This window comes from Streptomonospora wellingtoniae (assembly GCF_031845375.1).
Classification (GTDB): Bacteria; Actinomycetota; Actinomycetes; order Streptosporangiales; family Streptosporangiaceae; genus Streptomonospora; species Streptomonospora wellingtoniae.
Genome location: NZ_JAVREK010000023.1, coordinates 68133 through 93049 on the forward strand (window position 1 = coordinate 68133; position 24917 = coordinate 93049).

General features: G+C 71.2%; 24 protein-coding genes and 1 tRNA gene. 11 read left to right on the top strand and 14 right to left on the bottom strand.

The features are described 5' to 3' along the window. Positions 1–377: 377 nt before the first annotated feature. Positions 378–1151 carry an IclR family transcriptional regulator gene (locus RM446_RS19400; RefSeq protein WP_311546785.1) on the bottom strand — a complete coding sequence of 258 codons (774 nt, stop codon included), beginning with the start codon at positions 1149–1151 and terminating at the stop codon, positions 378–380. A gap of 214 nt (positions 1152–1365) precedes the next feature. On the opposite strand from RM446_RS19400, the gene RM446_RS19405 reads away from it, so the two are divergent. The 3 genes from RM446_RS19405 (at position 1366) to RM446_RS19415 (ending at position 5376) form a co-directional block, all read left to right on the top strand. Beyond that, the gene (locus RM446_RS19405; protein WP_311546786.1) at positions 1366–2346 is read left to right on the top strand and encodes a 5-dehydro-4-deoxyglucarate dehydratase; all 981 of its coding nucleotides are present in this window, start codon (positions 1366–1368) and stop codon (positions 2344–2346) included. Between the two features lie 24 nt (positions 2347–2370). Further along, positions 2371–3663, top strand: coding sequence for a glucarate dehydratase family protein (locus tag RM446_RS19410; RefSeq protein ID WP_311546787.1), 1293 nt, complete (start codon positions 2371–2373; stop codon positions 3661–3663). 198 nt (positions 3664–3861) lie between these two features. After that, positions 3862–5376 carry an aldehyde dehydrogenase (NADP(+)) gene (locus RM446_RS19415; protein ID WP_311546788.1) on the top strand — a complete coding sequence of 505 codons (1515 nt, stop codon included), beginning with the start codon at positions 3862–3864 and terminating at the stop codon, positions 5374–5376. A gap of 168 nt (positions 5377–5544) precedes the next feature. On the opposite strand, the gene RM446_RS19420 is transcribed toward RM446_RS19415, so the two are convergent. Further along, complete coding sequence (locus RM446_RS19420) at positions 5545–6387, bottom strand: pentapeptide repeat-containing protein (RefSeq protein ID WP_311546789.1); 843 nt, start codon at positions 6385–6387, stop codon at positions 5545–5547. 436 nt (positions 6388–6823) lie between these two features. Here RM446_RS19420 and RM446_RS19425 point away from each other — a divergent pair, with 436 nt between their 5' ends. After that, complete coding sequence (locus tag RM446_RS19425) at positions 6824–7345, top strand: hypothetical protein (protein WP_311546790.1); 522 nt, start codon at positions 6824–6826, stop codon at positions 7343–7345. Positions 7346–7483: 138 nt separating this feature from the next. Beyond that, entirely contained in the window at positions 7484–8539 is a 1056-nt protein-coding gene (locus tag RM446_RS19430; RefSeq protein ID WP_311546791.1) for a maleylacetate reductase, read from the top strand. A 92-nt stretch (positions 8540–8631) separates the two neighbouring features. On the opposite strand, the gene RM446_RS19435 is transcribed toward RM446_RS19430, so the two are convergent. From RM446_RS19435 to RM446_RS19465, 7 genes are all read right to left on the bottom strand, one after another. Next, entirely contained in the window at positions 8632–9651 is a 1020-nt protein-coding gene (locus RM446_RS19435; RefSeq protein ID WP_311546792.1) for a pirin family protein, read from the bottom strand. Between the two features lie 222 nt (positions 9652–9873). After that, a complete protein-coding gene (locus RM446_RS19440; protein WP_311546793.1) occupies positions 9874–11715 on the bottom strand; it encodes a caspase, EACC1-associated type in 1842 nt (613 codons plus the stop codon). A gap of 2 nt (positions 11716–11717) precedes the next feature. Next, a complete protein-coding gene (locus RM446_RS19445; protein ID WP_311546794.1) occupies positions 11718–12098 on the bottom strand; it encodes a hypothetical protein in 381 nt (126 codons plus the stop codon). 736 nt (positions 12099–12834) lie between these two features. Next, complete coding sequence (locus RM446_RS19450) at positions 12835–14241, bottom strand: NAD-binding protein (RefSeq protein ID WP_311546795.1); 1407 nt, start codon at positions 14239–14241, stop codon at positions 12835–12837. A 33-nt stretch (positions 14242–14274) separates the two neighbouring features. Then, positions 14275–15129, bottom strand: a complete 855-nt coding sequence (locus RM446_RS19455) for an alpha-ketoglutarate-dependent dioxygenase AlkB (RefSeq protein WP_311546796.1) — start codon at positions 15127–15129, stop codon at positions 14275–14277. A 207-nt stretch (positions 15130–15336) separates the two neighbouring features. Beyond that, on the bottom strand, positions 15337–15564 hold the full coding sequence (locus RM446_RS19460) for a tetratricopeptide repeat protein (protein ID WP_311546797.1): 228 nt from the start codon (positions 15562–15564) through the stop codon (positions 15337–15339). Between the two features lie 61 nt (positions 15565–15625). Then, positions 15626–16030, bottom strand: a complete 405-nt coding sequence (locus RM446_RS19465; RefSeq protein WP_311546798.1) for a hypothetical protein — start codon at positions 16028–16030, stop codon at positions 15626–15628. Positions 16031–16603: 573 nt separating this feature from the next. Here RM446_RS19465 and RM446_RS19470 point away from each other — a divergent pair. Beyond that, positions 16604–17260 carry a GyrI-like domain-containing protein gene (locus tag RM446_RS19470; protein WP_311546799.1) on the top strand — a complete coding sequence of 219 codons (657 nt, stop codon included), beginning with the start codon at positions 16604–16606 and terminating at the stop codon, positions 17258–17260. A 133-nt stretch (positions 17261–17393) separates the two neighbouring features. Further along, on the top strand, positions 17394–17975 hold the full coding sequence (locus tag RM446_RS19475; protein WP_311546800.1) for a dihydrofolate reductase family protein: 582 nt from the start codon (positions 17394–17396) through the stop codon (positions 17973–17975). A 167-nt stretch (positions 17976–18142) separates the two neighbouring features. Here the strand turns inward: RM446_RS19475 and RM446_RS19480 are convergent, their stop codons facing one another. Then, on the bottom strand, positions 18143–18526 hold the full coding sequence (locus tag RM446_RS19480; RefSeq protein ID WP_311546801.1) for a MerR family transcriptional regulator: 384 nt from the start codon (positions 18524–18526) through the stop codon (positions 18143–18145). 26 nt (positions 18527–18552) lie between these two features. Here RM446_RS19480 and RM446_RS19485 point away from each other — a divergent pair, with 26 nt between their 5' ends. Next, positions 18553–19353 carry an aminotransferase class IV family protein gene (locus RM446_RS19485; protein ID WP_311546802.1) on the top strand — a complete coding sequence of 267 codons (801 nt, stop codon included), beginning with the start codon at positions 18553–18555 and terminating at the stop codon, positions 19351–19353. A gap of 49 nt (positions 19354–19402) precedes the next feature. Here the strand turns inward: RM446_RS19485 and RM446_RS19490 are convergent, their stop codons facing one another. Continuing rightward, positions 19403–20545: an amidohydrolase family protein gene (locus RM446_RS19490; RefSeq protein WP_311546803.1), complete on the bottom strand. Its 1143-nt coding sequence runs from the start codon at positions 20543–20545 to the stop codon at positions 19403–19405. Positions 20546–21158: 613 nt separating this feature from the next. Here RM446_RS19490 and RM446_RS19495 point away from each other — a divergent pair. Further along, positions 21159–21231, top strand: a tRNA-Lys gene (locus RM446_RS19495). A 406-nt stretch (positions 21232–21637) separates the two neighbouring features. Here the strand turns inward: RM446_RS19495 and RM446_RS19500 are convergent. The 3 genes from RM446_RS19500 to RM446_RS19510 all read right to left on the bottom strand — a co-directional run bounded on the left by RM446_RS19500 (position 21638) and on the right by RM446_RS19510 (position 23781). Then, complete coding sequence (locus tag RM446_RS19500) at positions 21638–22078, bottom strand: NUDIX hydrolase (protein ID WP_311546804.1); 441 nt, start codon at positions 22076–22078, stop codon at positions 21638–21640. 175 nt (positions 22079–22253) lie between these two features. After that, positions 22254–23198, bottom strand: a complete 945-nt coding sequence (hemC, locus tag RM446_RS19505; RefSeq protein WP_311546805.1) for a hydroxymethylbilane synthase — start codon at positions 23196–23198, stop codon at positions 22254–22256. 262 nt (positions 23199–23460) lie between these two features. Next, positions 23461–23781, bottom strand: coding sequence for a hypothetical protein (locus tag RM446_RS19510; RefSeq protein WP_311546806.1), 321 nt, complete (start codon positions 23779–23781; stop codon positions 23461–23463). Positions 23782–23915: 134 nt separating this feature from the next. Here RM446_RS19510 and RM446_RS19515 point away from each other — a divergent pair, with 134 nt between their 5' ends. Then, positions 23916–24677: a Scr1 family TA system antitoxin-like transcriptional regulator gene (locus tag RM446_RS19515; protein ID WP_311546807.1), complete on the top strand. Its 762-nt coding sequence runs from the start codon at positions 23916–23918 to the stop codon at positions 24675–24677. After that, positions 24674–24853, top strand: a complete 180-nt coding sequence (locus tag RM446_RS19520; RefSeq protein ID WP_311546808.1) for a DUF397 domain-containing protein — start codon at positions 24674–24676, stop codon at positions 24851–24853. The genes RM446_RS19515 and RM446_RS19520 overlap by 4 nt, the downstream gene beginning before the upstream one ends. Positions 24854–24917: the final 64 nt, after the last annotated feature.

A 24917-nucleotide genomic window follows, 5' to 3' on the forward strand; every position in this document is an offset into this window, starting at 1 on the left:
GAGCGGGGCGGGGTTGGGGGTCAGGGGGTTGGGGGTCGCCGGCTCGGCCGCTGTCGGTTCCGGGGATGTCCGGATGCGCGCCTGCATGCTGTATGCGGGCACGGGGGTAACTATCCGGAATCACCGCGTCACGGCCTATCCGTTGAACCACCAGTGTCGGTTCCAGTGCAGGTCGTGGCGGTGGAATCGATACCGCCGCGAGTGCCGGGACGCATCGGATCGCGGGGTAGGCGCTTCGGGAGCGGCCGGGCGGCGGGGCGGCGCGGGTTGCCGGCGGGAGCATGAGCGCACGGCGGGCCGGCCGCGGATACGCGCTGGGCCGCCGTCGGCCCGCCGCCGTCGGAACGGGGCGCCGCGTGCTCGCGGCCCGAGGCCGCCTACCAGTGCCCGGAGCGCTCCAGCGTGGCTCGGACCCCGGTCAGCGCTTCGACCGCGGTATCGGCGATCTCGGCGGAGTAGCGTGCGGCGGGGATCGAACAGCTGACGGCGTCCTGAGCGGGCCGGTCGTAGCCCAGCGCGATCCCGATGCAGCGCAGCCCGACCACGTTCTCGCCGTCGTCCGTGGAGTAGCCGCGCTCGCGGATGGCGGCGAGCTCCTCGAACAGGGCCCCGCGGTCGGTGATCGTCCCCGAGGTGACCGCGGTCAGCTCGGCCGGGAGCAGCGCGTCGACCTCGGCGTCGGTGCGCTCGGCCAGCAGCGCCTTGCCCAGCGAGGTGCTGTGCGCGGGCAGCCTGCGCCCGACGCGGCTGAAGGGGCGCAGGTAGTGCCGCGACTCGCGGGTGGCGAGGTAGATGACGTCGGCGCCGTCCAGGCGGGCGAAGTGCACGGTCTCGCCCAGGCGCTCGGACAGCGAGTCCAGGTACGGGCTCACCATGGCCCCGCGGGGGTCGGCGTCGATGTAGCCGGTGCCGGCGAGCAGGGCGCGGATGCCGATCGAGTACAGCGAACCGGTGGTGTCGGTGCGCACCCAGCCGCGTCCGACCAGGGTCTGCAGCAGTGCGTACAGGCTGCTGCGCGGAACCCCCATGCGCTCGGCCAGGACGCGCAGCGTGGCCGGCCGGTCGAGAGCGCTGAGGGCCTCCAGCAGTTCCACGGTGCGCGCGGCGGACTTGACCTCACGCACGCTGCGGTCGTCCGCATCGTCTGCCACCACGACCTCCCGGTGTCGCTCCTGTTCGCAATCCCTGCACGGTGTCCGCGTATCTGGACTATATCCATATCCGTGTACAAGGGAGAAGCGGGCGGCGCGGCCGCTCCTCAGGGGGTGGGACGCGTCATGTCCGGCTGAGGCTCCGTTGACGCGGCGTGTTCCGCCGAATAATCTTTATCTGCATACGAGAACATCGTCTACATACGGAGATAGATTGCGTGCAGCTGCAGGGACACTCCGCAGCGAGAGCCGCCCCGACCACGTCCGCGAGGTCGCCGAACGCCTCGCCGACGGGATGGAGCGCGCCGTCCTGGCGTTCCCGCTGACCCCGTTCGACGCCGAAGGCGGCTTCGCCGAAGGCGTGTCGGCCGCCTACCTGGACCACCAGATCGCGAGCGGGCCCGGCGCGGTTTTCGCCGCCTGCGGCACCGGCGAGTTCTTCAGCCTGGGCCTGGACGACTACGAGGCCGCGGTGCGCACCGCCGTGCAGCGCGCCGCAGGCCGGGTGCCCGTCGTCGCGGGCGCCGGGTACGGCATGCGGCTGGCCGCCGACTTCGCCGCGGCCGCCGAGCGCGCGGGGGCCGACGCACTCCTGCTGCTGCCGCCGTATCTGATGAAAGGGCCGCAGTCGGGCCTGGTCGAGCACACCCGGGCGGTCGCGGCCGCCACCCGGCTGCCGCTCATCGCCTACCAGCGCAACCAGGTCGCCTTCACCCCCCAAAGCGTGGCCGAGCTGGCCGAGGTGCCCAACATCATCGGACTCAAGGACGGTCACGGCGACCTGGACCGGATGCAGCGCCTGGTGCGCGCCGCGCCCGACGACTTCCTGTTCTTCAACGGTGTGCCCACGGCCGAGCTGCAGGCGCGGGCCTACTCCGCTACCGGCATCCCCGCCTACTCGTCGGCCGTGCACGCCTTCGCACCCGAGATCGCCACCGCGTTCTTCCGGGCCCTGGCGGCGGGCGACACCGCTGCGGTCGACCGGCTGCTCGACGGCTTCTTCATCCCCTGGGTGAGCCTGCGCGACAAGGGAACCGGCTACGCGGTGTCCCTGGTCAAGGCCGCTTGCCGACTGCGCGCCGCTGAGATCGGCGCCGACGTCGGCCCGGTGCGGGCCCCGCTGGCCGAGCCCGCCCCCGAACACCTCGACGAAGCCGAGCGGCTGCTCGCCGCCGGGCTCGGCCTCGCCGGATGACACCGCGAACAGCGAAGGACCACGATGCCTGAACCCACCGCCGGCCGCATCCGCGAGGTGCGGGTCACCCCGATCCTCATCTGTGACCCGCCGCTGCTGAACCTGCAGGGTGTGCACCAGCCGACCACCCCGCGCACGATCGTGGAGATCGAGACCGAGGCGGGCGGCGTCGGGCTCGGCGAGACCTACGGCGACACCGACTACCTCACCGCGATCCGAAAGGTCGCACCGCACCTGGCCGGCGCCGACGTGTCGCGCCCCGGCGCGCTGCGCTCGGTCGTGGACGAGGTCCTGGGCACCGACGAGACCGCGTTCGCCGAGGCCGGCACCCACGCCGCCGGCCTGCGCGGCAAGCGCGATCTGGCCAAGCTCAAAGCCAGCGTGTTCGCGGTGTTCGAGGTGGCCTGCCTCGACGCCTGGGGCCGCCTCCTGGGCGTCCCCGTGCACGCCCTGCTCGGCGGCCGGGTGCGCGACCGCGTCGACTACAGCGCCTACCTCTTCTACAAGTGGGCGGCCCATCCCGGCGCCGGCCCCGACGCGTGGGGCGGCGCGCTCGACCCGGAGGGAGTCGTGGAGCAGGCGCGGCTGTTCGCGGACCGCTACGGTTTCGGCTCCATCAAGCTCAAGGGCGGCGTGTTCGACCCCGACCAGGAGATCGCGGCCGTACGCGCGCTGCGCGAGGCGTTCCCCGACATGCCGCTGCGCCTGGACCCCAACGGCGCCTGGTCGGCCGAGACCGGCGAGCGCGTGGCCCGGGAGCTGACAGGGGTGCTGGAGTACCTGGAGGACCCCGTCGCCGGGGTCGGCGCCATGGCGCGCATACACGAGCGCACGGGGATGCCGCTGGCCACCAACATGTGCGTCACCGGGTTCGACGAGGTGCCTGAGGCGTTCTCCCGCAACGCCGTGCAGGTCGTGCTCTCCGACCACCACTTCTGGGGCGGGCTGCGCGCCACGCTCGACCTGGCCGCGCTGTGCCGCACCTACGGCGTCGGGGTGTCCATGCACTCCAACACCCACCTGGGCATCAGCCTCGCCGCGATGACCCACGTCGCTGCCGTCGTCCCCGACCTGCACCACGCCTGCGACACCCACCGCCCCTGGCAGCAAGAGGACGTCGTCACCCGGCCGCACACCTTCGAGGGCGGTGCGGTGGCGGTCTCCGACGCACCCGGGCTGGGGATCGAGCTGGACACCGACGCGCTGGCCGACCTGCACCGCAGGTGGACCGACAGCGACGTGCGGGACCGCGACGACGTCGGCGCCATGCGGGCCGTGCACCCCGACTGGACGGCCCCCCGCCTGCCGCGCTGGTAGCGAACGGCGCGGCCGAGGTGCGGGCGCTTGCACCGCCCGCAGGCCCGACGGCCGGCGCCCGGCTCGTACTCGGGCGCCGGGACGTCCCCGGGGCCTCGGGCCGCCGCCGACCGATCGACAGGTGGAAGGCATCCACATGCAACCCCTCGAACCCACCGAGGGCGGATCGCTGCTTCATGCTGAGGAAGAAGGGAACCCATGACCGACATCGTGAGCATCGACCCGCGGACCGGCGCCGCCGTCGAGACGGTCGCCGCCGAGACGAGCGAGGCGCGGCTGGACGCCGCCTGCCGGGCGGCGGCCGGGGCCGCCGACGGCCTCGCGGCCCTCGGGCGGTCCGGGCGGGCCCGGATGCTGCGCGCCATGGCGGCCGAGCTGGAGGCCGACCGCGAAACCGTGGTCGGCCTCGCGGACCGCGAGACGGCGCTGGGCACGGCCCGCCTCAACGGCGAGCTGACCCGTACCCGCTTCCAGCTGGAGCTGTTCGCCGACTCCGTCGAGGAAGGCTCCTACGTCGAGGCCACCCTCGACAGCCCCGGCGAGACCCCCATGGGGCCGCGACCCGACCTGCGCCGCATGCTGGTGCCGCTGGGGCCGGTCGCGGTGTTCGGCGCGAGCAACTTCCCGCTGGCGTTCTCCGTGCCGGGCGGCGACACCGCGGCGGCGCTGGCGGCCGGCTGCCCGGTGCTGGCCAAGGCGCACCCCGCCCACCCCGCCACCTCCGAGCGCTGCTTCGCGGCGCTGCAGCGGGGGGCAGCGGCCGCCGGCGCGCCCGACGGCACGGTGGGGCTCGTGCACGGCACCGAGGCCGGGGCGGCGCTGGTGGCCCACCCCGCGGTGCGCGCGGTCGGGTTCACCGGGTCGCTGAGCGGCGGGCGGGCGCTGTTCGACATCGCCTCGACCCGGCCGGACCCCATCCCCTTCTACGGCGAACTGGGCAGCGTCAACCCGCTCGTGGTCACCCCCGGAGCGGCCGCCGCCCGCCCCCAGGAGGTCGCCGACGGCGTGACGGCGTCGTTCACCCTGGGTGCCGGCCAGTTCTGCACCAAGCCGGGCCTGGTGTTCCTGCCCGACGACGACGCGGGCCTCGCGGTCGCCGAGCGCATGGCGGGCGCCGCGGCGCAGCTGGCGCCGGGCGTGCTGCTCAGCGAGCAGGTGCGCGGCGGCTACGAGTCCGGCGCCCGCCGGCTCGCCGAGGCGGGCGGGGTGCGCCTGCTCGCCGAGGGGACCGCGCCCGGGGCGCAGGGCTGGGGCGCGCCGGTCCGGCTGATGTCCGTCGCGGCCGCCGACCTCACCGCGCAGACCGCCGAGGAGTGCTTCGGTCCCGCCACGCTGCTGGTCACCTACCGCGACCAGGCCGAACTGGCAGTTGCGCTGGAGGCGGTGCCGGGCTCGCTCACGGCCACCCTGATCGCCGAGGACGCGGAGGAGGCGCTCGCTGCCGAGCTGGAGCCGGTGCTGCGCGCGAAGGCGGGGCGCATCGTCTACAACGGCTACCCCACCGGGGTCGCCGTGGCGTGGGGGATGAACCACGGCGGGCCCTGGCCGGCGACCACCAGCGCTCTGCACACCTCGGTCGGCGTCCACTCGATCCGGCGCTTCCTCCGCCCGATGGCCTGGCAGAACACGCCGCAGGCGCTGCTGCCCGACGAGCTGCGGGATGCGCCGCAGGACCCGCTTCCCCGCCGCGTCGACGGCGAGCTGCGACGCTGAGGCACCCGGCGCGCGCACGCGCGGAGCTCCGCGCGGAGGTCCAGCTCCGCGCGGAGGCGGAGCTGCGGGCGGGCGTGCGGTGTGCGTGCATGCGTGCGGCGTGCATGCGGTGCGCGCGTGGCACCGATGGTGCACACGCGGCAGGGCCGCCGGACCGCCGGGCGCGGCCTACCAGTGGCCCGGTCGCTCCAAGGCGTCGGGCAGTCGGGTGGCGGCGTCGCCGCGGGCGGCGTTGGCCTGGGGCTGGGTGAGGAACAGCGCGCCCGTGAGGTCGGCGCCGCCGAGGCGGGCGTCCCGCAGGTCTGCGCCGATGAGGTCGGCCCGGCGCAGGTCGGCGCCGCGCAGGTCGGCGGCGATGAGCAGGGCCCCGCGCAGCTCCGCGCCGCGCAGACGGGCCTTCCGCAGGTCGGCGCCGACCAGGTCCGCGCCCGCCCTGTCGCGGCCGCGGCGTGGTTCCCGCGCCCGCGCGAGCTCGCTCGCGCGGCGCAGCAGGGGCCGGGCCCGCTCCCGCAGCGCATCCGGCTCGGCGTCGCGCAGCTGTGCGGCGCCGACCCGGGTCAGCCCCGCGGTCTCCTGCTGAAGGGCGCGGAGCTCGGCGACGAGCGGCCCCGAGGTCGGCAGCGAACGGGCCTCGTCCAGGTACCACAGCAGCTCGTGCAGCTGCCGCATGACGCCGAAGGCGTCGAACACGGAGCGCGCGATGCCGGGCTCGTCGCGCCAGGACCGCCCTTCGAAGGTGACCCGCGATACCTGCTGGCCGGCTCCGAAGCAGTCGAAGACGGTGCAGCCGCGGTACCCCTCGTCTCGCAGCCGCTCGTGGATGGTGCAGCCGTAGTCGGGACCCAGGTTGGAGCAGGCCTGCCCGGCCGCCTTGTCCACCGGGAAGTCTGCAGAGGCCGAGAACGGCAGCGCGGCGCAGCACAATCCGAAGCACGACGAGCAGTCGGCGCGCAGCGCCGTGCGCTCCGGCACGTCTCCGGCCTCAGTGGCGCCCTGCGTTCCGCCCGGCAATTCCCCCGCCTTTCCACGGCCGACTCCGGACGCCGCTGCTTCGCCGCTTCGCCCGACCGGCGGTCCGGGAGGTCCGGCGGTCGGGGAGCCCGGGCGGTCCGGCGCCCCCGTCGAGTCTAGGGGTGCCGCCGGCCCGGCCGATGCGGGCGGGCGCCGCGGCCACGGGGAGCCGGTCTCTGTCCGGGTCCGGACGCTGGACGCGGCGGGGCCCGCCCCGATCGGAGGTGCGTTGTTAGGCTGGCCGCCGGTCGCCCGTATCCCGTGCGTGCATGCGCACTGGCCTCCCCCATACCGGCCGCCGCGACGATTGGACCCTCCAGTGAGCAAGCGTGTTCCGGAATCCGTGCCCAGTCCGCATGCCCCGTTCGGCGCTGGCACCGGAGTAGCCGGCTCCCGGTCCGTTCCCGTTTCGCCTGACGACGGTCCGGGCGCGGCGATGCCCGCGAGCGTCGTCGGCGCCGCCCGCGACCACGGCCTGGGCGAGCCCGTCAGCGCGCACTCCCACGGCGAGGTGGACCACCGGCGCGCCGCGGTCTACGTGGCCGCCGCCGGAGCGACCGCGGCGGCCGTACTCGTCGCGGCCGAGTCGTCGTTCGCGTCCATGACCTCCGAGGTGCCGCGGCTGGCGCGGGTGGCGCTGCTGCTGCCGGTCCTTCCCTCCGCGCTGTGGACGGCCGCCGTACTGCGCGGCCGCAGGGGCGTCTACCTCTTCGAGCGGGGCCTGGTCCTGCGGGCCGGGCGGCGGCTGCGCGCCGTTGCCCTGGCCGACATCACCGCGCTGCGGCACTCGCCTCGCAACGGCGGGACCGGCGATCTCAAGCTGTGGGTGCGTGCCGGCCGCCCCGTCGTGCTGCCGGGGCTCGACACCCCCGAGCCCGCGCGCCTGTTCGCCGCGCTTCGCCGCCATGCGGCCCGGCGCGGCCTGCCGGCCAAGCGGCCCACGCGGCCCACGCGCTAGGGTCCCGCTGCTCGCTCGGGCGGCCCCTCACCGCCGATCTTGTAGCTATCGTGAAGGAAAGCGATTTCCCTATACGATAGCTACAAGATCGGCGGAGCTCGGTGCCGGGTTCCGCGCTGAGCGTGAAGGGGAGGAACCATGCCTGACGGCGCGCCCAGCGGAGTGACGGTGCACCAGACCCTTCCCCGCCGGGTGCTGGCGGGCCTCGGCGCCCGCCACGAGATTCCGGCGGAGACCGAGCGGCTCGGCGCCGAGCGCGTGCTGCTCGTCTCGACCCGATCCTCCCGGGGCCCGGCCGATGAGCTTGCGGCGGCGCTGGGCTCCAGCTTGGCCGCGCGCTTCGACGGGCCGGTCGTCCACACGCCTGTGGAGGTGACCCGTGAGGCTGTGGCCGCGGCCGAGCGAGCGGGGGCCGACTGCGTCGTCGCCATCGGCGGCGGTTCCGCGATCGGGTTGGCCAAGGCGCTTTCCGGCAGGACCGCTCTGCCGCAGATCGCCGTGCCGACCACCTACGCGGGGTCCGAGGTGACCCCGAACCTCGGCGAGACCGAGAACGGCGTGAAGACAACGCGCCGCGACCCGGCGCTGGCACCCGGCACCGTCGTCTACGACGCCGAGCTCACCCTCACCCTGCCGAAGGGCCTCACTCTGACCAGCGCCTTGAACGCCTTGGCGCACGCGATCGAGGCGCTGTGGGCGCGTGACGCCACCGCCGCAAGCGACGGGCTGGCCGCGGAGTCCGTCGACGGCGTCCTCACCACACTGCCGGTCGTGCTGGCCGACCCCGACGACATCGCCGCCCGCGAGCGCCTCCAGTCGTCGGCCTGGCTCGCCGGCCTCTGCCTCGCGCAGACCAGGATGGGGCTCCACCACCAGCTGGCGCACGTCCTCGGCGGCACCTTCGACCTGCCGCACGCCGAGCTCCACGCGCTGCTGCTGCCGCACGTGATGGGCTTCAACCTGCCCGCTGTGCCGCGCACCGGGGAGCGGCTCGCGCGGATCGCCGGGGGCGACCCGGTCGCCGCCGTGGCGCGGCTGGCGCGCAGCCACGAAGGGCCGACCACTCTCGGAGAGCTGGGCGTGCCCAGCGACGGCCTGCGCGCAGCCGCCGAACGGGTCGCCGCCGCCCCTTACCCCAACCCGCGGGAGGCGGACGCCGACGAGGTCACCGAGCTCCTGCGGCAGGCCTGGTAGGCGCCTCAGGGAGAGCGGGCACGGACCGGCAGGAGCGTGCGGGAGGTCAGCGGGCGGCGGCGCTGCGGAGCTGCGGGCCCGGTCCGTCCGGGTCACTCGCGCGGGCGGAGCCGGGCGTTCGGCAGCTCGGGCGCCGCAAGCGTCGTCTCCCACTGCTCGGGGAACGGTCCGAACCGGCCGGGCCGACCGGGTCGGCCGGACCCGTCGGATGCGGCACCGTCGTCGGCGCGCTCGGACTGCCACTGCTCCCGGAAGGCCACGATCTCCTCATGGGTGCGGCCCACGAAGTTCCACCACATCACGATCCGCTCGTCCAGCGGCCGTCCGCCCAGCAGCAGCACGCGTGCGGCCCCGCGGTCGGAGGCGTGCAGCGACAGCGTGTCGTCCCCGGGCGGGCGGTAGGCGAGCTGCCCGGAGGCCGCGGCGGTACCGGCGACGGAGAGCGCTCCGGTGTCGACCAGCACCCCGTGCTCGAAAGCCGGGTCCACCTCCAGCTCAAGCCGCTGCCCCGGCCGCAGGGTGATCTCGGCGCCCACCAATGGGGAGAATGCGGGCACCGGCGACGTGTGCCCGAGCAGGGAGCCCAGGAACACGAGCGCGCGGGCGCCGTCCTGCTCGACCGGCGGCGGCGCGTAGTGCTCGAACCCCGGGGCGGTGAACCGGTGGGGGTCGGGAAGCGCCACCCACAGCTGCGCACCGTGCAGGACCGTGGCTTGGGGCGTGGAGTACTCGGAGTGGGCGATGCCGCTCCCGGCCGTCATCAGATTGACCTCGCCGGGGCGCACGATGGCGTGCACGCCGGTCGTGTCGCGGTGCTCGACCTCGCCGCTGAACAGCCACGACACGGTCTGCAACCCGGTGTGGGGATGGCCGGGCACCCGCATCCCGACGTTCGCGGAGACGTCGTCCGGTCCGTAGTGGTCGACGAAGCACCAGGCTCCGATCAGGGACTGGGCGCGCTGGGGCAGCGTTCGCCGCACCCGCATCGCCCTGGGGCCGCCCAGGGGGACCGCCCGCGGCTCCAGCACGCGCACGAGCGGCAGGTCGTCGGCGTCCGACGCGGCCGGGGAAGAACAGGCCACCTCGCGCGGTGCCGCCTCCAGGTTGCTCACTAGAGGACCCTCCCCCCGGAAGCGACCCACCCGCCCCCACACCGCCAACGTACCCACAGGTCGGCCCGGGCCGGTGACCAGCTCCGCACGCCTGCGCCTGGGGAGCGGAACCGGGTCGTACCGGTGGCGCTCGGAGGAGGCGAGGCGGACGACGTCGATGGAGGGCGCGGCAGGGGAGCAGTGCCCCGCTGGAGACCCGGTCGCCCGCCTCCGACCAAGGCATCAGTCGGAGGCGCGCCCCCAGGGGGCGTGTCCGACCAGCGTCGAGGCGGCGACGTCCTCCAGCGGCCGGTTCCTGCCATCGGGTGTCGACGCCAAATAGCCGATCAGGATGAAGAACTGCCCCAGCACCGGAATCGATTGCGGGAGCCCGAACACCGCCGCGCGGATGAAGGCTTGGCGTCGGCGAATTCGGCCGCCGCCGGATGCGTCGACGACACGCAGCCCCACGGCGGCCATGCCGATCGTGCTCGCCCACCTCCCGAGCAGCAGCGCGTCATAGAGGAAGATGAGCAGCCCCCAGCCGAAGATCGCGAGCAGCATCCAGGCGTTGAAGAATGCGCTGTCTTCGGTGATGCCCACGCCGGAGGACTCAGCCAACAGCAGAGCGGCGATCAGGAGCGCCCATCCGACGATGAATACGAGCACGAGGTCGATCAGGCGAGCGAGCACGCGGCGCCTCATCTTCGGGTGCGGCCGGTCGCCTCTTCCGTCGATGCGGGCATCGGCAAGCGGAGGTGCGGTTGCGGACCGCCACTCCTGTGCGACGGGCCCGGGCGCCTCGGACCGCTCGGCCTCGGGCGGTGACGCGGGGAGGACCTCAGCGGTTACTGGGACGTCGACGTCGCCGAGGGGACTGGACAGGACGATCGAGGACTCGACCGGCCCGGCGTTTGAGGTGCTGAGCGTGATCACCAGATCGCCGGTTTCCGGCATCCGCTGGACACCGACGGCATCCGTGCGCGGGCGGGCCTTGCAGTCGAGCGCCAGGGGAGGGCCGACGAGGTGCAGCAGTCGGCTCGGGCTGGGTGCGCCCTGAGCGATGCAGCCCAAGTCCAGGGCAGCCGGGACGGGTGTGATCAGCGCCGCCTCGAGAATGCGGTGCGCTGCCGCGCCGGCGGGGTGCGAGGGCTGGCGGGTCAGCCAGAAAAGGGCTGCATGGGCGGCCGCGGCCGCCACGATATCTGCACCGGTCACCGCTGCTTCGAGCTGGACCACGCCCCACTGCTGAGCGGACTGATCCGAGCTGAGCAGGGCACGGCGCAGCGGCTCGGACAGCTGGTTCAGGGCGTGGTGGCGCCGGTCGCTGCGTGCGAGGTAGACGTCGCCTTGCATGTGCACGCTACAGCTTGGGGTCTGGTGAGGGTTCTCGCTGCGGATCCGGTCGTAGAGGTAGTCGTACAACTCGTCAAGGGAGACGCGGCCGTCCTCGTTGAGATCGGCCTCGCCGGTGGACAGCCCGGAGACTAGAGCGCTGGTGAACACGGACGGGGCGTGCGGGGCGTCCTGGGCCAGACGGTCCCCTTCGAAGGCGTACTCGATGGCGTTGGACGCGGTCACCACCGCCCAACCGCGCCCGCTTCCCATTTCCTGAGCGGAGAAGGAGTCGAGGACGTGGGCGTCACCGGCGCTGCGCAGCCCCATGCCTTCGAGGAACGCACCGCCGAAACAGCAGTCGAGCAGCAGGACGGTGTTGCGGGCGCGGCAGACACTCATGCACTTGCGCACGAAGTAGGCCGAGACGGCGGTTGAACGCACCAGCCGGGGCACTGTGTCGCGGGCCGCGAAGAACAGCTCTCCGGACAGGTTCTTCAAGCCGTGGCAGGAGAAGTGCACGAGCAGGGCGTCCTCGCGCCGCCCTTCGGCGAAGAACTCTTCAACCCGGTGTGCGACCACCGGGGAGGGTTCGTTCTGCACTACGGCGACGTCGAACGCACCGACGTCGGGATCGCGCAGAACCTCTGCCAATGCGAGGGCGTCCTGGGCCGGCGAGCGCAGCTCGGTGAGTCCGGGGTCGTCGTAGACGTCCTGGGCGATAATGAGCGCTTTGCGTGCCCCGCTCATGTCTATTCCCGTACGTCCGCATGCCGGTGCACGAAGAACCGAAGCGCCTGCTCGGCCTGCTCGGCCGAGACGTCGGAGATCTCGACGACGTCTCCGTCGATCTCCAGTCGGATGGCGGGGCGGGGATCGGCACGTTCCCGCCACGCCCGCAGGCTGCCCACGAGCCTGCTCAGCATTTCGAACGAGGTCTCGGCGACCACCGCGAGCCCGGAGAGGTCGATCCCCCACTCGGCACGAGCGCCGGCTGGAAGCTGTTCACCGCGAAGAGGGCGGATCTCGTCTACGTCAAGCTGCAGGAGTTCGTTGCGTAGCATGGCGACCAGTTCGGCCCGGTTATCGCCGTAGCCGTCAGCGCGGACGTGGATCTGCAACGTGGTGTCCATCGGGCAGCCCTCCCGCGTCGGGCCGGAGGCAGACGATCGGCCCGTACCAGCTCACCTGGCTTCAGTCTGCGCCGCGCTCACCCGCCATGACAACCCTGTCACCTTCGGTTTCAGGAAGCTTCGCCGGTCTCTGGCGGTTGGGGGCCGGACCGCTCAGCGGTTGCGGCTGATGGCTTCCATGGTATGGGGCGGCGGGGTGGTGCTTTCAGTGCCCGCAAGGCAATGCGGGCAGAGGGATTTATGCCGTCGCGTCCAAGGTGCGGCGCAGGTCGGCGGCCTCCACCGCTTCGTCCGCGTGGGCGACCTTGCTGACGCCGACCAGCAGGTGATCGGCGGGTCGTGGTCGATCATTCGGGACAGCACCACCTGGTTGCGCGTCGCGCCCGCCTGGGAGGCGACATCGTCGAGGGCCGCCAGGCCGTGCCGTTTCCGGGGTGGTCATGGGCGTGGCTGGGCTCCCTGTCGCCCCGGGCGTAGGCGCCCATGAGGAGGGGGTGTAGGCGACCACGGCGGTGTCGCGGCCGACCGCGTTCTCCTGGCGCACGAAGTCCAGGTGCTCACTGCTGGCGTGCACGTGGCGCCGCGGAGGCGGCATCGAACCGAAGCCGCAGTGCCGCGGGGCAGACCCGGTACCGCAGCGACCGGGACAGGTGTGGTCGGTCGCCTTCGGCAGCGGCCTGCGCCTATCCGACAATCTCGGTGAGGGTGACTCCGGAGGCGGCTGGACTCCATGCGGTCAGCGCGCGGCGGGGTCTGGCGCCGGTGCGCGGCGCCACCGATCTGTGTCGCGTACGGTGCCGTCGTCGAGCAGCGCGTACAGTCGGCCGTCGGCGGTGAAGGTGGTGAGCGGCCCCTGTCCGAGCGCGGTCGCGGCGATGAACGAGCCCCCGATCTGGTTGACGTCGCAGACCGTGGCGATCCGGAACAGAGAGCGGGACTCGGCCACGACGTCGTCCTCACCCCCGGCCCGGATCACGATCCGCCGGTCCGGCGCAACCGCGCGGGCCGCCACCGCCACCGCCACGTTCTCCAGCGGGTCCGACGAGACCGCCACGATCGCCTGGGCGTTCGGCACCCCGAGTCTCTGCAGCAGAAACCGGTCCCCACCACGGCCGGAGACGACCGGGATTCCGGCCGACCTGGCCAACGGCAGGCACGCGGCGTGCCGGTCGCGTTCAACCGCGACCACGCCGAGGCCGAGCCGTTGCAGCTCCTGGCACAGCCGGAGCCCGACCTGGCCGAGGCCCACCACGACGACGTGCCCGCTCCGGGGCACCGCACGTGTCCCCACCATCCCGGTCAGGCGCAGGGAGGTCATTCGGTCCACGAGCCCCGCGGTGAACAACGCGGAGAACGCCAGTACGCACAGCAGGGTCACCGTCGACAGGGCGTGGTACCACGCGGGCGCACTCGCTGCCGCCGCGGGCGAGTCCACCGTGGTCAGTGTGTTGGCGGCGTGCCATGCCGCGGTGACCACGGGTTCCCCGAGCACCACCGCCCCCAGCGCGGAGTCGAGCGCGAACACGGCCGCGAGCCCGAGCAGGCCCGCCAGCAGGGCGCGCGTGGTGCCCTCCAGCGGTCGCAGCTGTGCGCGGATCGCGTCGCGCACCCGTCGTCGGCACCTGACCGCGGCTCGGGGGACGTGCTCGACGCGCGGCCCGCTCGCCGTGTTACGCACGGTGACGTACCCTTCGGCGTCCCCCTCGGTCCCTCGGCTCAGGCTCACGATGTCCTCGGCGACGCACGGGCCGAGCAGCGCCGGAACCAGCGCGTCCGTCATAGCGATCACCGTGCAGTTCGGAACGGAACGAACCACCTCGTCCGCCACGGTCCTGTCGAAGATCGTGACCAGCAACGGGATCCCCGGCCGGGTGTGCTCCACCAGCAGGGCGTAGCGCAGGGCCCGGATGTCGTCGCGGGAGACCACCGCGACCGCGTCGGCGTCATCGGCCAGCGCCACCTGGACGTCCCGGTTGGATGGGCCGTGCATCCGGCGGACCGGCCGCCCCCAGGCGTGGATGTGGGAGGCGACGGCGTCGCAGAGGTCGTCGCCGCCGATAACCAGCAGGCGCCGATCCGAGAGCTCCGCGCCACGGGCGCTTGTCCCCGGCGCGGTCTCGGGTGCTGGCGGGGCGGCCTCCACGATCATCTCCTCAGTCGAGAGCGACAGTGGCGCTCAGACTAGGCAACTTGGCACCACTGGCCGCTTGTCCGAACGGCCAACAACCGTGTGTGCAGCTTGTCCACCGCGGAGTGGACAGCGCGGGCCGCCCGGCGGGATGGCGGAGAAGGGAATGGGTCGGCGCCATCGCCGCCGGGCTGTGCTTGGACCGCAGGACCGTGCGGCGCTACCTCGGTGCCGTTCATCGTGAGCGAGAAACGCCGGGATCGGCCGGGCTACTGGCCGGGGGTGCAGCAGGGTACGGAAGGTCACTGACACTCGCCGGCCGCGTGGTACACGTCCGGTTGTTCCGGGATCGCTCTTGCGCGCGGCGATGGCATGGCGCCACGTATGGCGGGCCGGGCCGGTCATGACCAGCAGGCTGCCGGGTGCCAGCGGCACTGCCAGCTTCGCGCCGCCCTCGGGATCGGTGAAGTCCATGAGGCAGGTGGAACCCAGCGAGATCGCGGCGATGACCGGACCGAAGCAGGGCAGGCAGTCGACGTGGGCGCTGATCCCCTGACCCGGCTGGTACTCGTTGACGATCACCTGCTCCGCCTCTTGGTCCATCAGCCCTTCACGCACGAGGCGGGCGGCCGCCTCGCGGGCCCATGCCGGAAGCGGCGGTGCGGGTGCCCGCTGATCGCCTGCCGCGCTGCGGCGGCCGTAGTCGTAGCGGCGGCCGTAGTGCTGCACCCGCCGCTTCAGCTGTGCCGACCACTCCTCGGCGTCGATGTTCGAGAGCAGGGCTTGGCAGGCGTCCGGGGTGAGCCAGTCGGCGACGCACCGCAGTCCCTGCACCGCAGCGGAGGGCTGCGGTTGGGATACGGCGTGGAAGTCCAGGGGAAGTTGGCCGGCACTTTCAGACATGCGTCGAAGAGTAGACAGTCCCGGGATTGAGCAACGAGGGAGCGGGATCCGGTTCGAAGCGCTGCGCCTGGCGGCCCGTCCCGATTGCTGATGTTTGCACAGCCGCCGCCTCGGCGCTCGCCGATGCCGATGCGCTGGAGCGGGGGCGGCGCCTCAACGGAGTCGACGCATCGTGTCGCACCGGTCGCCGTGACCTCCGTCATCGGCTCAGCCGGCCAACAACTGAAGGGCCTGGCGGGCGAAGACGGCGTCCCCCGTGTCCCGCGCCCGCTCCAGGTACCGCACGGCCTGGTCGGTGTCGCCGTCCTCGCTGGCCATCTCGCCGAGCCGGTAGGCGGCCTCGGCGACCAGTTCCCGCCTGCTCCTGCTGGACTCGAGGGTGCGCCGGTAGTACTCGCGCGACTCGTCCCGGTCGCCGACCCGGTAGTACAGCAAGGCTCCCCGGACTTCGGCCCCATCGCGCTCGCGTGTGAACCTGACCTCGCGCGGTTGGGGCTCAGTTGATCGGGGCCGATGCGCAGGCGTAGTAGCGGCGGGACGGCGGCACCAGAAGCAGGGTGAACAGGACGAGGCCCGGGACCAGGCCCAGCAGGGCCAGCATCGTCGTACCGGGCGAGACGGCCAGGCAGGCCGCCCCCGCAACCGCCAGTACGGCGAAGGCGGCCAGACTGCCCCACGGCACCGCCGAGGAGCGCCGGCCCCCGATCCCGCCGATGACGAAATACAGCACCGCCGCGGCGAACATGGCCAGTGCTCCGATTCCGATCTCGTTGGAGACGCGCTCGGCGTCAGCGCCCATGCCCGAGTCGAAGCGGGCGCCCAGCGCGGCGAGCCCGAAGACGAGCGCCGTCAGCGCCGTGAAGCCACCGAAAACGAAAGCGCAGATGCGGGCGGCGATCACCGCGCCGGGCTGGCCTGATTGGGCGGGCCGGGGCGCATAGGGATACCCGGGAGTGGCGGCATGGGGCGCGGGGTGCCCGGGGCCGGCTGCCGGATGGCCCGGGCCGATGAAAGGACCGCCGGGCGGGGGGTGCGAGCCGCCGCCCGGCGGGGCGGCCGGCGGCCAACCGTCCGGCGAAGGCTGCTGGTGACCTGGACCGGACTGCTGCCCCGGACTGCCGGGAGCCGGCGGCGGACCCGAGGGGCGGGTGGGACCGTGATCGGGATTGTGCATCCGGGTGTCCTCCGTCGGAAGATGCGTACAGGGCGCTGGGCTTCGGTGAGGCGCAGGTCGCACCCTCCCGGGCGGGGAGGGCGCGGCTCGCCGCTGGGATATTCTTACGCCTCTCCGAGCGGGAGTACGCCGAAGCGCTGCGTATCAGGCTCGGGCGGGTCGAGGAACGCATCGCGGTCGTCGAGGAGGCCGAGCGGGCGCAGAGCCCCCTCCTGCCGCCGGCCCGCGAGGTGTTCTCCTACTCGCTGAACCTCCTGAAAGCCGAAAGGTCGTGGCTCGCCGCCCGAGTCCAGGTGCCCGATGACGACTAAGACCGACTTCAAGAAGAGCCTCGACTCCTACCAGGCGCAACGCGGCCGTTTTCGGGTCCTGGACATACCCCCCAGGCAGTACCTCATGGTCGGCGGCCACGGCGACCCCAACACCTCGCCCGACTTCGCCGAGGCGGTCGAAGCGCTCTACCCGGTGGCCTACAAGCTGAAGTTCGCCAGCAAGCAAGACCTCGGACGCGACTACGTCGTCATGCCTCTTGAGGGTCTGTGGTGGGCCGAGGACATGGACACGTTCACGACCTCGCGTGACAAGTCCCGGTGGGAATGGACGCTGATGATCATGGTCCCGGACTGGATCGACCGGGACATGTTCGCCGCGGCCGTCGAGCGGGCCGGGACCGGGAACCGACCGGCGCGCCTCGGCGACCTCCGCCTGGAGTCGCTGTCCGAGGGTCGGTGCGTGCAGACGCTGCACGTCGGGTCATTCGAGGACGAGGCCGATGTGCTGGCGCGGATGCACCAGGGGTTCATCCCGGACCACGGCCTGCGTGTAGCCGGCACGCACCACGAGATCTACCTCAGCGACTTCCGCAGGGTCGCCCCCGAGAAGCTCCGCACCATCCTGAGGCAACCGGTCGCCACCGCCGCTGCCCGGCACGCGGAGGGGCCGCTGCGCGGGGAATAGCCCCCGCTCACAGCCCCCGCTCCGCCGCTGCGGGCGGTGGTGCCGACAGCAGCCGGATGGGATTCGCGTTTCGGTTGCTCATACGCTCGAAAGCTGGCGCCGCCGACGGTGCCTACGATGCCGAGGAGTCGACATGGGCAAGACCATCGCTGACATCAGCATGTCACTGGACGGTTTCGTCGCGGCCGCGCACCGCACCCCTGAGGAACTGTTGGGCCGAGGCGGCGAGAAACTGCACGAATGGGCGTTCGGGCAGGACGAGCGCAATCGGGAGTTCCTGTCCGAGTCCGGCGCCACGCTGGGTGCTCTCATCGCCGGACGCCGCACCTACGACGACTCGGTGCGCTTCTGGGGTGCGGACGGACCTACGGGAGCGGCCCGCAGGCCGGTGTTCGTCGTCACGCACGAGGCGCCCGCAGACTCCCCCGCTGAGGGCGTCTACACATTCGTCACCGACGGCATCGAAAGCGCCCGAGAGAAGGCGCGGAATGCTGCCGGGGATCACGACGTCGCGGTCATGGGCGGGGCCGCGCTGATCCAGCAGTTCCTGACCGCCGGTCTTGTCGACGAGATCGGGATCCATCTGGTGCCTGTCCTCTTCGGCCGCGGCCTGCGCCTGTTCGACAACCTCGGGGAGCTCAACGTCGCCCTCGAACCGGTCGATGCGGCCGACACGCCTACTGCTGTGCACCTGCGTTATCGCATCCGCAGGTGAGGAGGCTCTCGGCAGATCGCGGGCACGGCCGGGTCGCGACACCCGACAACGCGGTGAGGCGCACGGACCAGCGCTGAGGACATGGCTCGTGCCGAACCGGGTGACGTCCGCCCTGCTATGTGTGGGCGGATGGTCTGGTGCTGGATCGGCCGGGCTAGGGCTTCGGCTCAGCCCGCGGGCGGCGCGGAGGAATCGATCAGACCCTGCAGCGCCTCGTGGGTCCCCAGCAGTTCGGCGATCCGCTCATCGTGCTCGCGCAGGTGCTCGACGAGCACGGGGACCGCGCACGGTTCGAGGCGCCCGGGGTCGTGGATGCAGCCGAGCAGCTCACCGATGACCCGGGTCGGCAACCCCGCAGCCAGCAGCATCCGGATGTAGCGGACGTGCTCGGCGGCAGCCGGCGCGAACAGCCGCTGCCCGGTCGCAGACCGCTCGGCCGAGAGAAGCCCTTGGTTCTCGTAGTAGCGGAGCAGTCGCGGGCTCACGCCCGTACGCGCGGAAAGGTCGCCGACCCGCAGCCGCCCCGCGTCCGCCGCGTTTGCCTTTGACACCGGTGTCAACACCTACTTTCACCGACATGACCGTCTCGATCACCCATCTCAACGGTAAGCCCGCCACCGCCGGCGACCTCGCCCCGCTGGCCTTCGCCGGCTACGCCCACTTCACCTCCATGCAAGTGCGCGGCTCCGCCGTCAAAGGGCTGGACCTGCACCTGGAGCGGTTGCGCGCCGCCAGCGAGGAGCTGTTCGGCGACGCCCTGCCCCGGGACCGGGTCCGCGGCCTCCTTCGCGCGGCGCTGGACACCGCCCCGCCGGACGTGTCGCTGGCCTGCTTTCTGACCTCGCGCCCCGGGTTCGCCCCCGCCGGGGGGCCTGGCGCGATCGACGTGCTGATCAAGGTGACCGACTCCGCGCAGCCGCCCGCAGGACCGCTCGCGCTCGACGCCGTGCTCCATGAGCGCCACCTCCCGCACCTCAAGCACGTCGGGGAGATCGCCAAGACCTACTATCTCCGCCAGGCCAAAGCCCGCGGATTCGATGACGCCGCCTTCCACGACCGCTCCGGGCGGTTCAGCGAGGCGACCATCTGGAACCTGGCTTTCTGGGACGGCGAATCGCTCATCTGGCCCCGGGCCCGCGTCCTGGCCGGGGTGACCATGCAGATCCTGACCCGCAGGCTGCACGCCCTCGGAGTCCCTCAGCAGACCCGCGAGATCCGCGGCTCCGAACTCGCCGGGGAGCTTTCGGCGGTGGTGATGAACTCCTGGACCCCCGCCGTCCCCGTCAGCCGCCTCGGCGGATACCGGCTCGCGGTCGGCACCGACCTCGCGTGCCTGCTCCACGAGGCCTACACCGGGGAACCGCCGATACCCGTCTGAACGACCGCGCCCGGACCGTCGGCGCCGCTCCCTCGACAGAGAGCACGCGTCAGACCTTGATGCCGAACAGTTTCTCGGCATTGCGGAACGCGATCTTTTCCTTGTCTTCACGCGGAAGATCGACTGCTCGGAACCAGTCGGTCCCTTCTTTGATGCCTGCGAAGGGGTAGTCGGTTGCGAACATCACTCGATCCACACTGATGTACTTCAGTAGGAGGTGGAGCAGTTCATCCTGGAAGAACGCGCTGGTTGTGAACCAGAAGTTGTCCTGGAAGTACTGCTCGAAGGGCTTCTTGAGCGAGTCTTCGGTCGGCTCGCCCATGTCTCCGGCGATCCGCTTGTAGTAGAACGGAAGACCTTCGCCCATGTGGCCGATGATGATCTGCAGATTGGGGAATCTGTCGAAAACCCCGTATGCAATCATTCGGATGCATTGGGTCAGAACCTCCTGGTGCCAGCCATATCCGGACCCACTGAAAATGTAGTCCTGGTACTCGCTCGTGTATTCCGACCGTGTCGTGCTGTAGTAGATCTGGTAGATGTCGTCGGCCGGATAGCCGGGATGCAAGTAGATCGGCACATTGAGGGATTCGGCACGCGCTAGCACGGGCTCAAATTCCGGATGATCGAGGAATTTCTTCCCGATGTGTCCGTTGGTCAGTGCGCCCAAGAAGCCGTCTCCCCGAACCGAGCGTTCCAGTTCGTCCGCTGCCGCATCCGGGCTCTGCAAGGGCAGGGTTGCGAAAGCCTGGAATCGGCCCGGATGGCTCGCCATTGGCCCTTCTACAAGCTTCCGGTTAAGACGATGGGCAAAGTCGATGCCCTCTTGCCCCGGAACATTCTGCACGGACGGCGTATGCGCGGAGAGGATCTGAACGTTGAGCCCCCCTTTGTCCATATCACCGATGCGGCGCCGGCCCAAATTGGAAAGACCTATGCCCTCGAGGAACGCTATATGATCCTCGTTGATGGAGTTCAGTCTGATCAACTCGGGAGTCGAGAAGGTCTCTTCCGTACCGATGAATGACAGGTCTTGGTCGCGGAGCGAGATGTCCGAATCTTCTTGCTCGCTGGTGCATGACGCAAGGACCGGCGCGGCCAATCCAGCGCTAGCGCCAAGTGCAGCCCCGCGAGTGAGGAATTTGCGGCGTCCCATCGACATTTTCGTTGGTTCCATTTCGATCGATTTCATGTCTGTTCGTGCTCCGAAGTTGCGTTGTGCAGTGAACGCAGAGATTGACGACCGTGGTCCGCAAGTACCCGCTCGTGTTCGCGATCCGCTTCAACTCGCGCAGTGCCGGCATGACGGTCGAGAGGAGCGTCGTGAGGTCGAAACTGTGGAATCCGGACGTGGGGACGTGAGATCTCCGATGAGCGGTTGGCTTCCTCCACGATGACGACTGGCGCCGGTCGCCGCGTAATCCCGCAGGAGGTGACGCGCACGCCAACGGGAGTACATGTGCGCAATCAGAATGAGATCGATCAAGGTGTCCCTCGCCGCCCGCGTCCGGGCGGGGGCGGTTCCCCTCGACAGCGGGGGTGGTGGGGATGGTGGAGATCCGGCTTGCAGGCGGCCGGATGCTCTCTCGTTGCTCGTATGTCGAGGAGCGGCAGGTCGGCGGCCCCGCACCGGGTTCGCTTGGAGACCCTGTTCGGGGTCCGGATCCGGCCGACGGCGTGCGGGCCGGTGGAGGCGGCGACCGACGCTGCGGCGAACGCGAGTAGCTGTCTGTGCAGCTCAGCGTGCTACAAGCCGTCCCTGCTGCGGTGCAGCATCCACGGGCTCAGGCCGGTATACTCGTCGCGGGCCGTTAGCTCAATTGGCAGAGCTGCTGACTTTTAATCAGTAGGTTCCGGGTTCGAGCCCCGGGCGGCCTACTCGTTTTCCCAGGTCAGAGACCTAATGATCCCCCGACTTTGCCAGTGTCGACGGCCATGTTGCTCCGTCGGTGCTCTTTTCGCGCGACCGTGTCGATTTCGCAGGTCAGCGGCCCATCGGGCGCCTTCCGGCTGCCCGGGAATCCATGGCTCCTCCGGTCCCGCTGGAGCAATGCGGAGCACCCGTCACGCTCCGGCAGAACCGTCCCGCACTCCAGCGTCGAGGCGCCCCGCCCGGTCGGACCCCCCGCGACCCAAGCACGCCCTGACCTCCCCTCCCGCACCAGCGGACTCGATAACGCGTCCTCGTCGGCGAACCGCAGCTGACGCGCGAAGCCATAAGGCGCTATGCAGGGCCCGACCGACAAGGGTGCAGGGCCGGCAAATTACCCATCGTGCAACCCCTTTAGCAGTTCGGCCATCCGTGCAAGGAGAGACGGTCGCCGTCCAACCATGCGCGAAGGCCCTCGGCCGGGTAGGCGATCGTGGTCGATGGCAGCACGCGCGGATCCGCCCATACGAGCTTGCCGGCCTTCTCCGGCTCGGCGACGACCGGTTCACCGGCCCACTCCTCGGCCAGTAGGAAGATGCCGACGCGGGCGAGGTCCGGTCGCTGGTGGTGGTGGACGACGGCGGCCAGGGACAGGTCGGCGGGGCTGACGTTTACGCCGACCTCTTCTTGGGCTTCCCTGGCCGCGCCGTTGGGGATCGGCTCGCCTTCTTCGAGGTGTCCGGATGGCAGTTGCAGCATGCCGTCGCAGTATCCGGTGCCCTGCCGCTCCAGCAGCAGGATCACGTGGGCGCGGCGGAAGATCACGTGGACGTCGATGATGCTGCGGGAGCCCACTACCACCTCGACATCGGTTGCGCCTTCACCACGACGGCCGATGCGGGGCCTATCCAGGAGTCGGAGGTGCGAGCAGCCTGCTGGTATCCGCTCGCGGTGGCCGAGCGTCTCGTGGGTGAGCGCATCAGGCGCGCGAGCGGTCCCGGCTGACCGGACGGGGTGACCGGGGCCGCCGTCAGTATGCAGAGGCGTCGATGATCGCGCGGGCGCCCTTCTCCAGTAGGTCCGCGGCCACGCCGGCCCCCAGCGCCGCGGGATTGTCGGCCGCCGCCCGGTGGTGGGTGGAGAGGAAGCCGGCGCCGTCGGAGGTGAACACCATCCCGACCAGGTCGAGTTGCCGGTCGGCGCTGCGGGCGTGGCCCGCGATCGGGGAATTGCAGTGGCCCCGTAGGGCGCGCAGCATCGCCCGCTCGGCCGTGACGTGGATGCGCGTCTGCGGGTCGTCGACCAGGCGCAGCAGGTCCCGAATCGCGGTGTCGGCCGTGCGGCATTGGAGCCCGACGACGCCGGCCCCCACGGGTGGACACATCACCTCGGTGGGCAGCACGTCGCTGACGCGGCCGGCCAGGCCGACGTGGTCGAGACCGGAGCGGTTGAGGACGAGCGCGTCGACCTCGGCATGTTCGTCCATGCGGGCGATGCGCTCGTCAGCGTTGCCGCGCACCCGTCCCACCCGCACATCCGGGCGGTGCTGAAGGAGTTGGGCCCTGCGGCGCACCGCCGAGGTGCCGATCCTCGTCCCGGGCGGCATCCGGGCAAGCGAGGTGCACGGGAAGCCGGGGCGGGCTATGAGGACGTCGCGTACGTCGGTGCGGGCCAGATAAGCCGCGAAACCGATGTCCTCGGGGGCGTCGACGTCGCCGGGAACGTCTTTCATGGCATGGACGGCGATGTCGATCTCACCGGCCACGAGCGCCTGCTCGATCTGCTTGAGAAAAGCGCCTTTGCCGCCGATTTCTGCCAGGTCGCCCTTCCACTGGTCGCCGGTGGTGCGGATGCCGACGAGGTCGACGGGGACATCGGCAGCGTCGGTGATCGCCTCGGCCGCGGTGCGGGCCATGGAGACGGCCATGGCCGAAGTGCGGGATCCGATGCGCAGGGGGCGGTGATCGGGAAGCATTCCACCAAACTATGCCGCCCGCGAGGATTCATCGGACTGTTTCACCAGGTCATGACGGGTTGTCGCTATCTCCAGCGCAATGTTGAACAGATCGGCGGTGGCCTCGAGGGTCGGCACGCGTCGGGCTCGGGCGATCGCGACTCGCCGAGCACTGTCCGCCTCCTGGGACGGCTCCGATACGGGGACGGGTACCGGAGCCCGGCGGGGCCGGCTCGGACCTCAGGCGAGAAGCCGGGATGCGTCGGGGCGGCAGACAGGTGTCTCATCCGGCGAGTTCGGCGTGGCGCTTGGCGTTGTCCAGGGCCCGGGCACACCGGTCGCACGTCTTCGCGTGCCCCTCAACCGCTTCGGCCTGTTCGGCCACCCCTGCGGCGATTTCGTCCCAGGCGGCCGCCACGTGCTCATGGAACCCGATGAGATGGGCGCACGCCGCGGGAAGAGACCGGCAGAACACCGCGTGCAGACGCGACGTGCCGCAGGAACCGTTGGTGCGAAAGAACATCCAGCCGCGCGGGCCGTACTCGTCCCGCAGCTCCGGGCAGGGGTGGCGAGGATTGGGGCGGGGAACAAGGGTGCTGCTCATGGGCTGGCCTCCGGTTCGCGGGTGTCACGCGGTCGCGGATCCAGGTTCGCGACGAAGCCCGGTAATCCCATAGCGTCGAAAGAGTTTCTGGTATTAGCCGTACAGAAATGGGATTCTGTTGGTACGGTGCGGGAATGGTGTCCACCCCCTTCTCGGAAACCCTCACGCGATTGCGGGAGTTGGCAGGGCTGACGCAGATCCAACTCGCCACGCGCAGCGGCACCGCCCATTCCAGCGTCAACCGCTGGGAGAACGGAGGGTCGCTGCCCAAGCGGGACAACGCCGAGCGCCTGGACGCGCACTTGGGGGCCAACGGGGAGCTTCTGTCGGCCTGGCGCCGCTCGGCGACCGGATCCGCCCTGCCCGAATGGGCGCGCGACCTGGAGGCCATCGAACGCGGCGCCCGGCAGTTGTCCATCGCCACGCCGGCCCTGGTTCCCGGCTACCTTCAGTGCGAGGAGTACGCCCGCGCCCTGTTCCAGGCGGGCCACCCCTTGGCCAAGAGCGAGGAGATCGACCGGCTGGTGCACCTGCGGTGCGGGCGCCTGATGGAACTCGAAGATCTCCGGGTCACTGCGGTTTTTCCCGTCTCGGCCGTATCCGGGGTTGCAGACGGGGTGCGCCGAAGCCAGGTCGGCCACCTGCTGAAATGGGCTGGCACCGGGCGCGTCGCCGTCCATCTCGTTCCCGAGGGCACCGCGCTGCTGGTGCCCACGGCGCCGCTGATGATCTTCACTCTGGCATCCGGGGAACGGGCGGTCGTCAGCGATCACGCCGACGGTAACGTTGTCCACGACACCGACACTCATGACCGGATCGCGTCGTGGTTCACGTCGGCTCTGGCGGCATCACTTCCGGGCCCACTCTCCTTGGACGCTTTGAGGAACCTCCCATGATCACCGACTGGCACACGAGCACCTACAGCGCCAACGGGGCCAACTGCGTGGAGGTCCGCGAAAGCGCGCAGACGGCCGAGGTCCGCGACAGCCAGCACCGCGAGGCGGGCCGCCTCTCCTTTCCTGCCGAGGAGTGGCGCGCGTTCCTTCGCGATCTGCCCGATGGGTTTTGCTAGGCCCTCCGGCTCGGGTCTATTCGAACCGCCGCTGGGTGACCCGCGGGCGGGCCTGCCCGCGGGG

What these genes read in the sequence shown, in the direction of transcription:
- RM446_RS19485 (WP_311546802.1), top strand. Translation starts at nt 18,553, where the DNA reads ATGACCGTCTCGATCACCCATCTCAACGGTAAGCCCGCCACCGCCGGC.
- RM446_RS19470 (WP_311546799.1), top strand. Translation starts at nt 16,604, where the DNA reads ATGACGACTAAGACCGACTTCAAGAAGAGCCTCGACTCCTACCAGGCG.
- hemC (WP_311546805.1), bottom strand. Translation starts at nt 23,198, where the DNA reads ATGCTTCCCGATCACCGCCCCCTGCGCATCGGATCCCGCACTTCGGCC.
- RM446_RS19475 (WP_311546800.1), top strand. Translation starts at nt 17,394, where the DNA reads ATGGGCAAGACCATCGCTGACATCAGCATGTCACTGGACGGTTTCGTC.
- RM446_RS19520 (WP_311546808.1), top strand. Translation starts at nt 24,674, where the DNA reads ATGATCACCGACTGGCACACGAGCACCTACAGCGCCAACGGGGCCAAC.
- RM446_RS19410 (WP_311546787.1), top strand. Translation starts at nt 2,371, where the DNA reads ATGCCTGAACCCACCGCCGGCCGCATCCGCGAGGTGCGGGTCACCCCG.
- RM446_RS19515 (WP_311546807.1), top strand. Translation starts at nt 23,916, where the DNA reads ATGGTGTCCACCCCCTTCTCGGAAACCCTCACGCGATTGCGGGAGTTG.
- RM446_RS19430 (WP_311546791.1), top strand. Translation starts at nt 7,484, where the DNA reads ATGCCTGACGGCGCGCCCAGCGGAGTGACGGTGCACCAGACCCTTCCC.
- RM446_RS19490 (WP_311546803.1), bottom strand. Translation starts at nt 20,545, where the DNA reads ATGAAATCGATCGAAATGGAACCAACGAAAATGTCGATGGGACGCCGC.
- RM446_RS19440 (WP_311546793.1), bottom strand. Translation starts at nt 11,715, where the DNA reads ATGAGCGGGGCACGCAAAGCGCTCATTATCGCCCAGGACGTCTACGAC.
- RM446_RS19455 (WP_311546796.1), bottom strand. Translation starts at nt 15,129, where the DNA reads ATGTCTGAAAGTGCCGGCCAACTTCCCCTGGACTTCCACGCCGTATCC.
- RM446_RS19415 (WP_311546788.1), top strand. Translation starts at nt 3,862, where the DNA reads ATGACCGACATCGTGAGCATCGACCCGCGGACCGGCGCCGCCGTCGAG.
- RM446_RS19425 (WP_311546790.1), top strand. Translation starts at nt 6,824, where the DNA reads ATGCCCGCGAGCGTCGTCGGCGCCGCCCGCGACCACGGCCTGGGCGAG.
- RM446_RS19445 (WP_311546794.1), bottom strand. Translation starts at nt 12,098, where the DNA reads ATGGACACCACGTTGCAGATCCACGTCCGCGCTGACGGCTACGGCGAT.
- RM446_RS19510 (WP_311546806.1), bottom strand. Translation starts at nt 23,781, where the DNA reads ATGAGCAGCACCCTTGTTCCCCGCCCCAATCCTCGCCACCCCTGCCCG.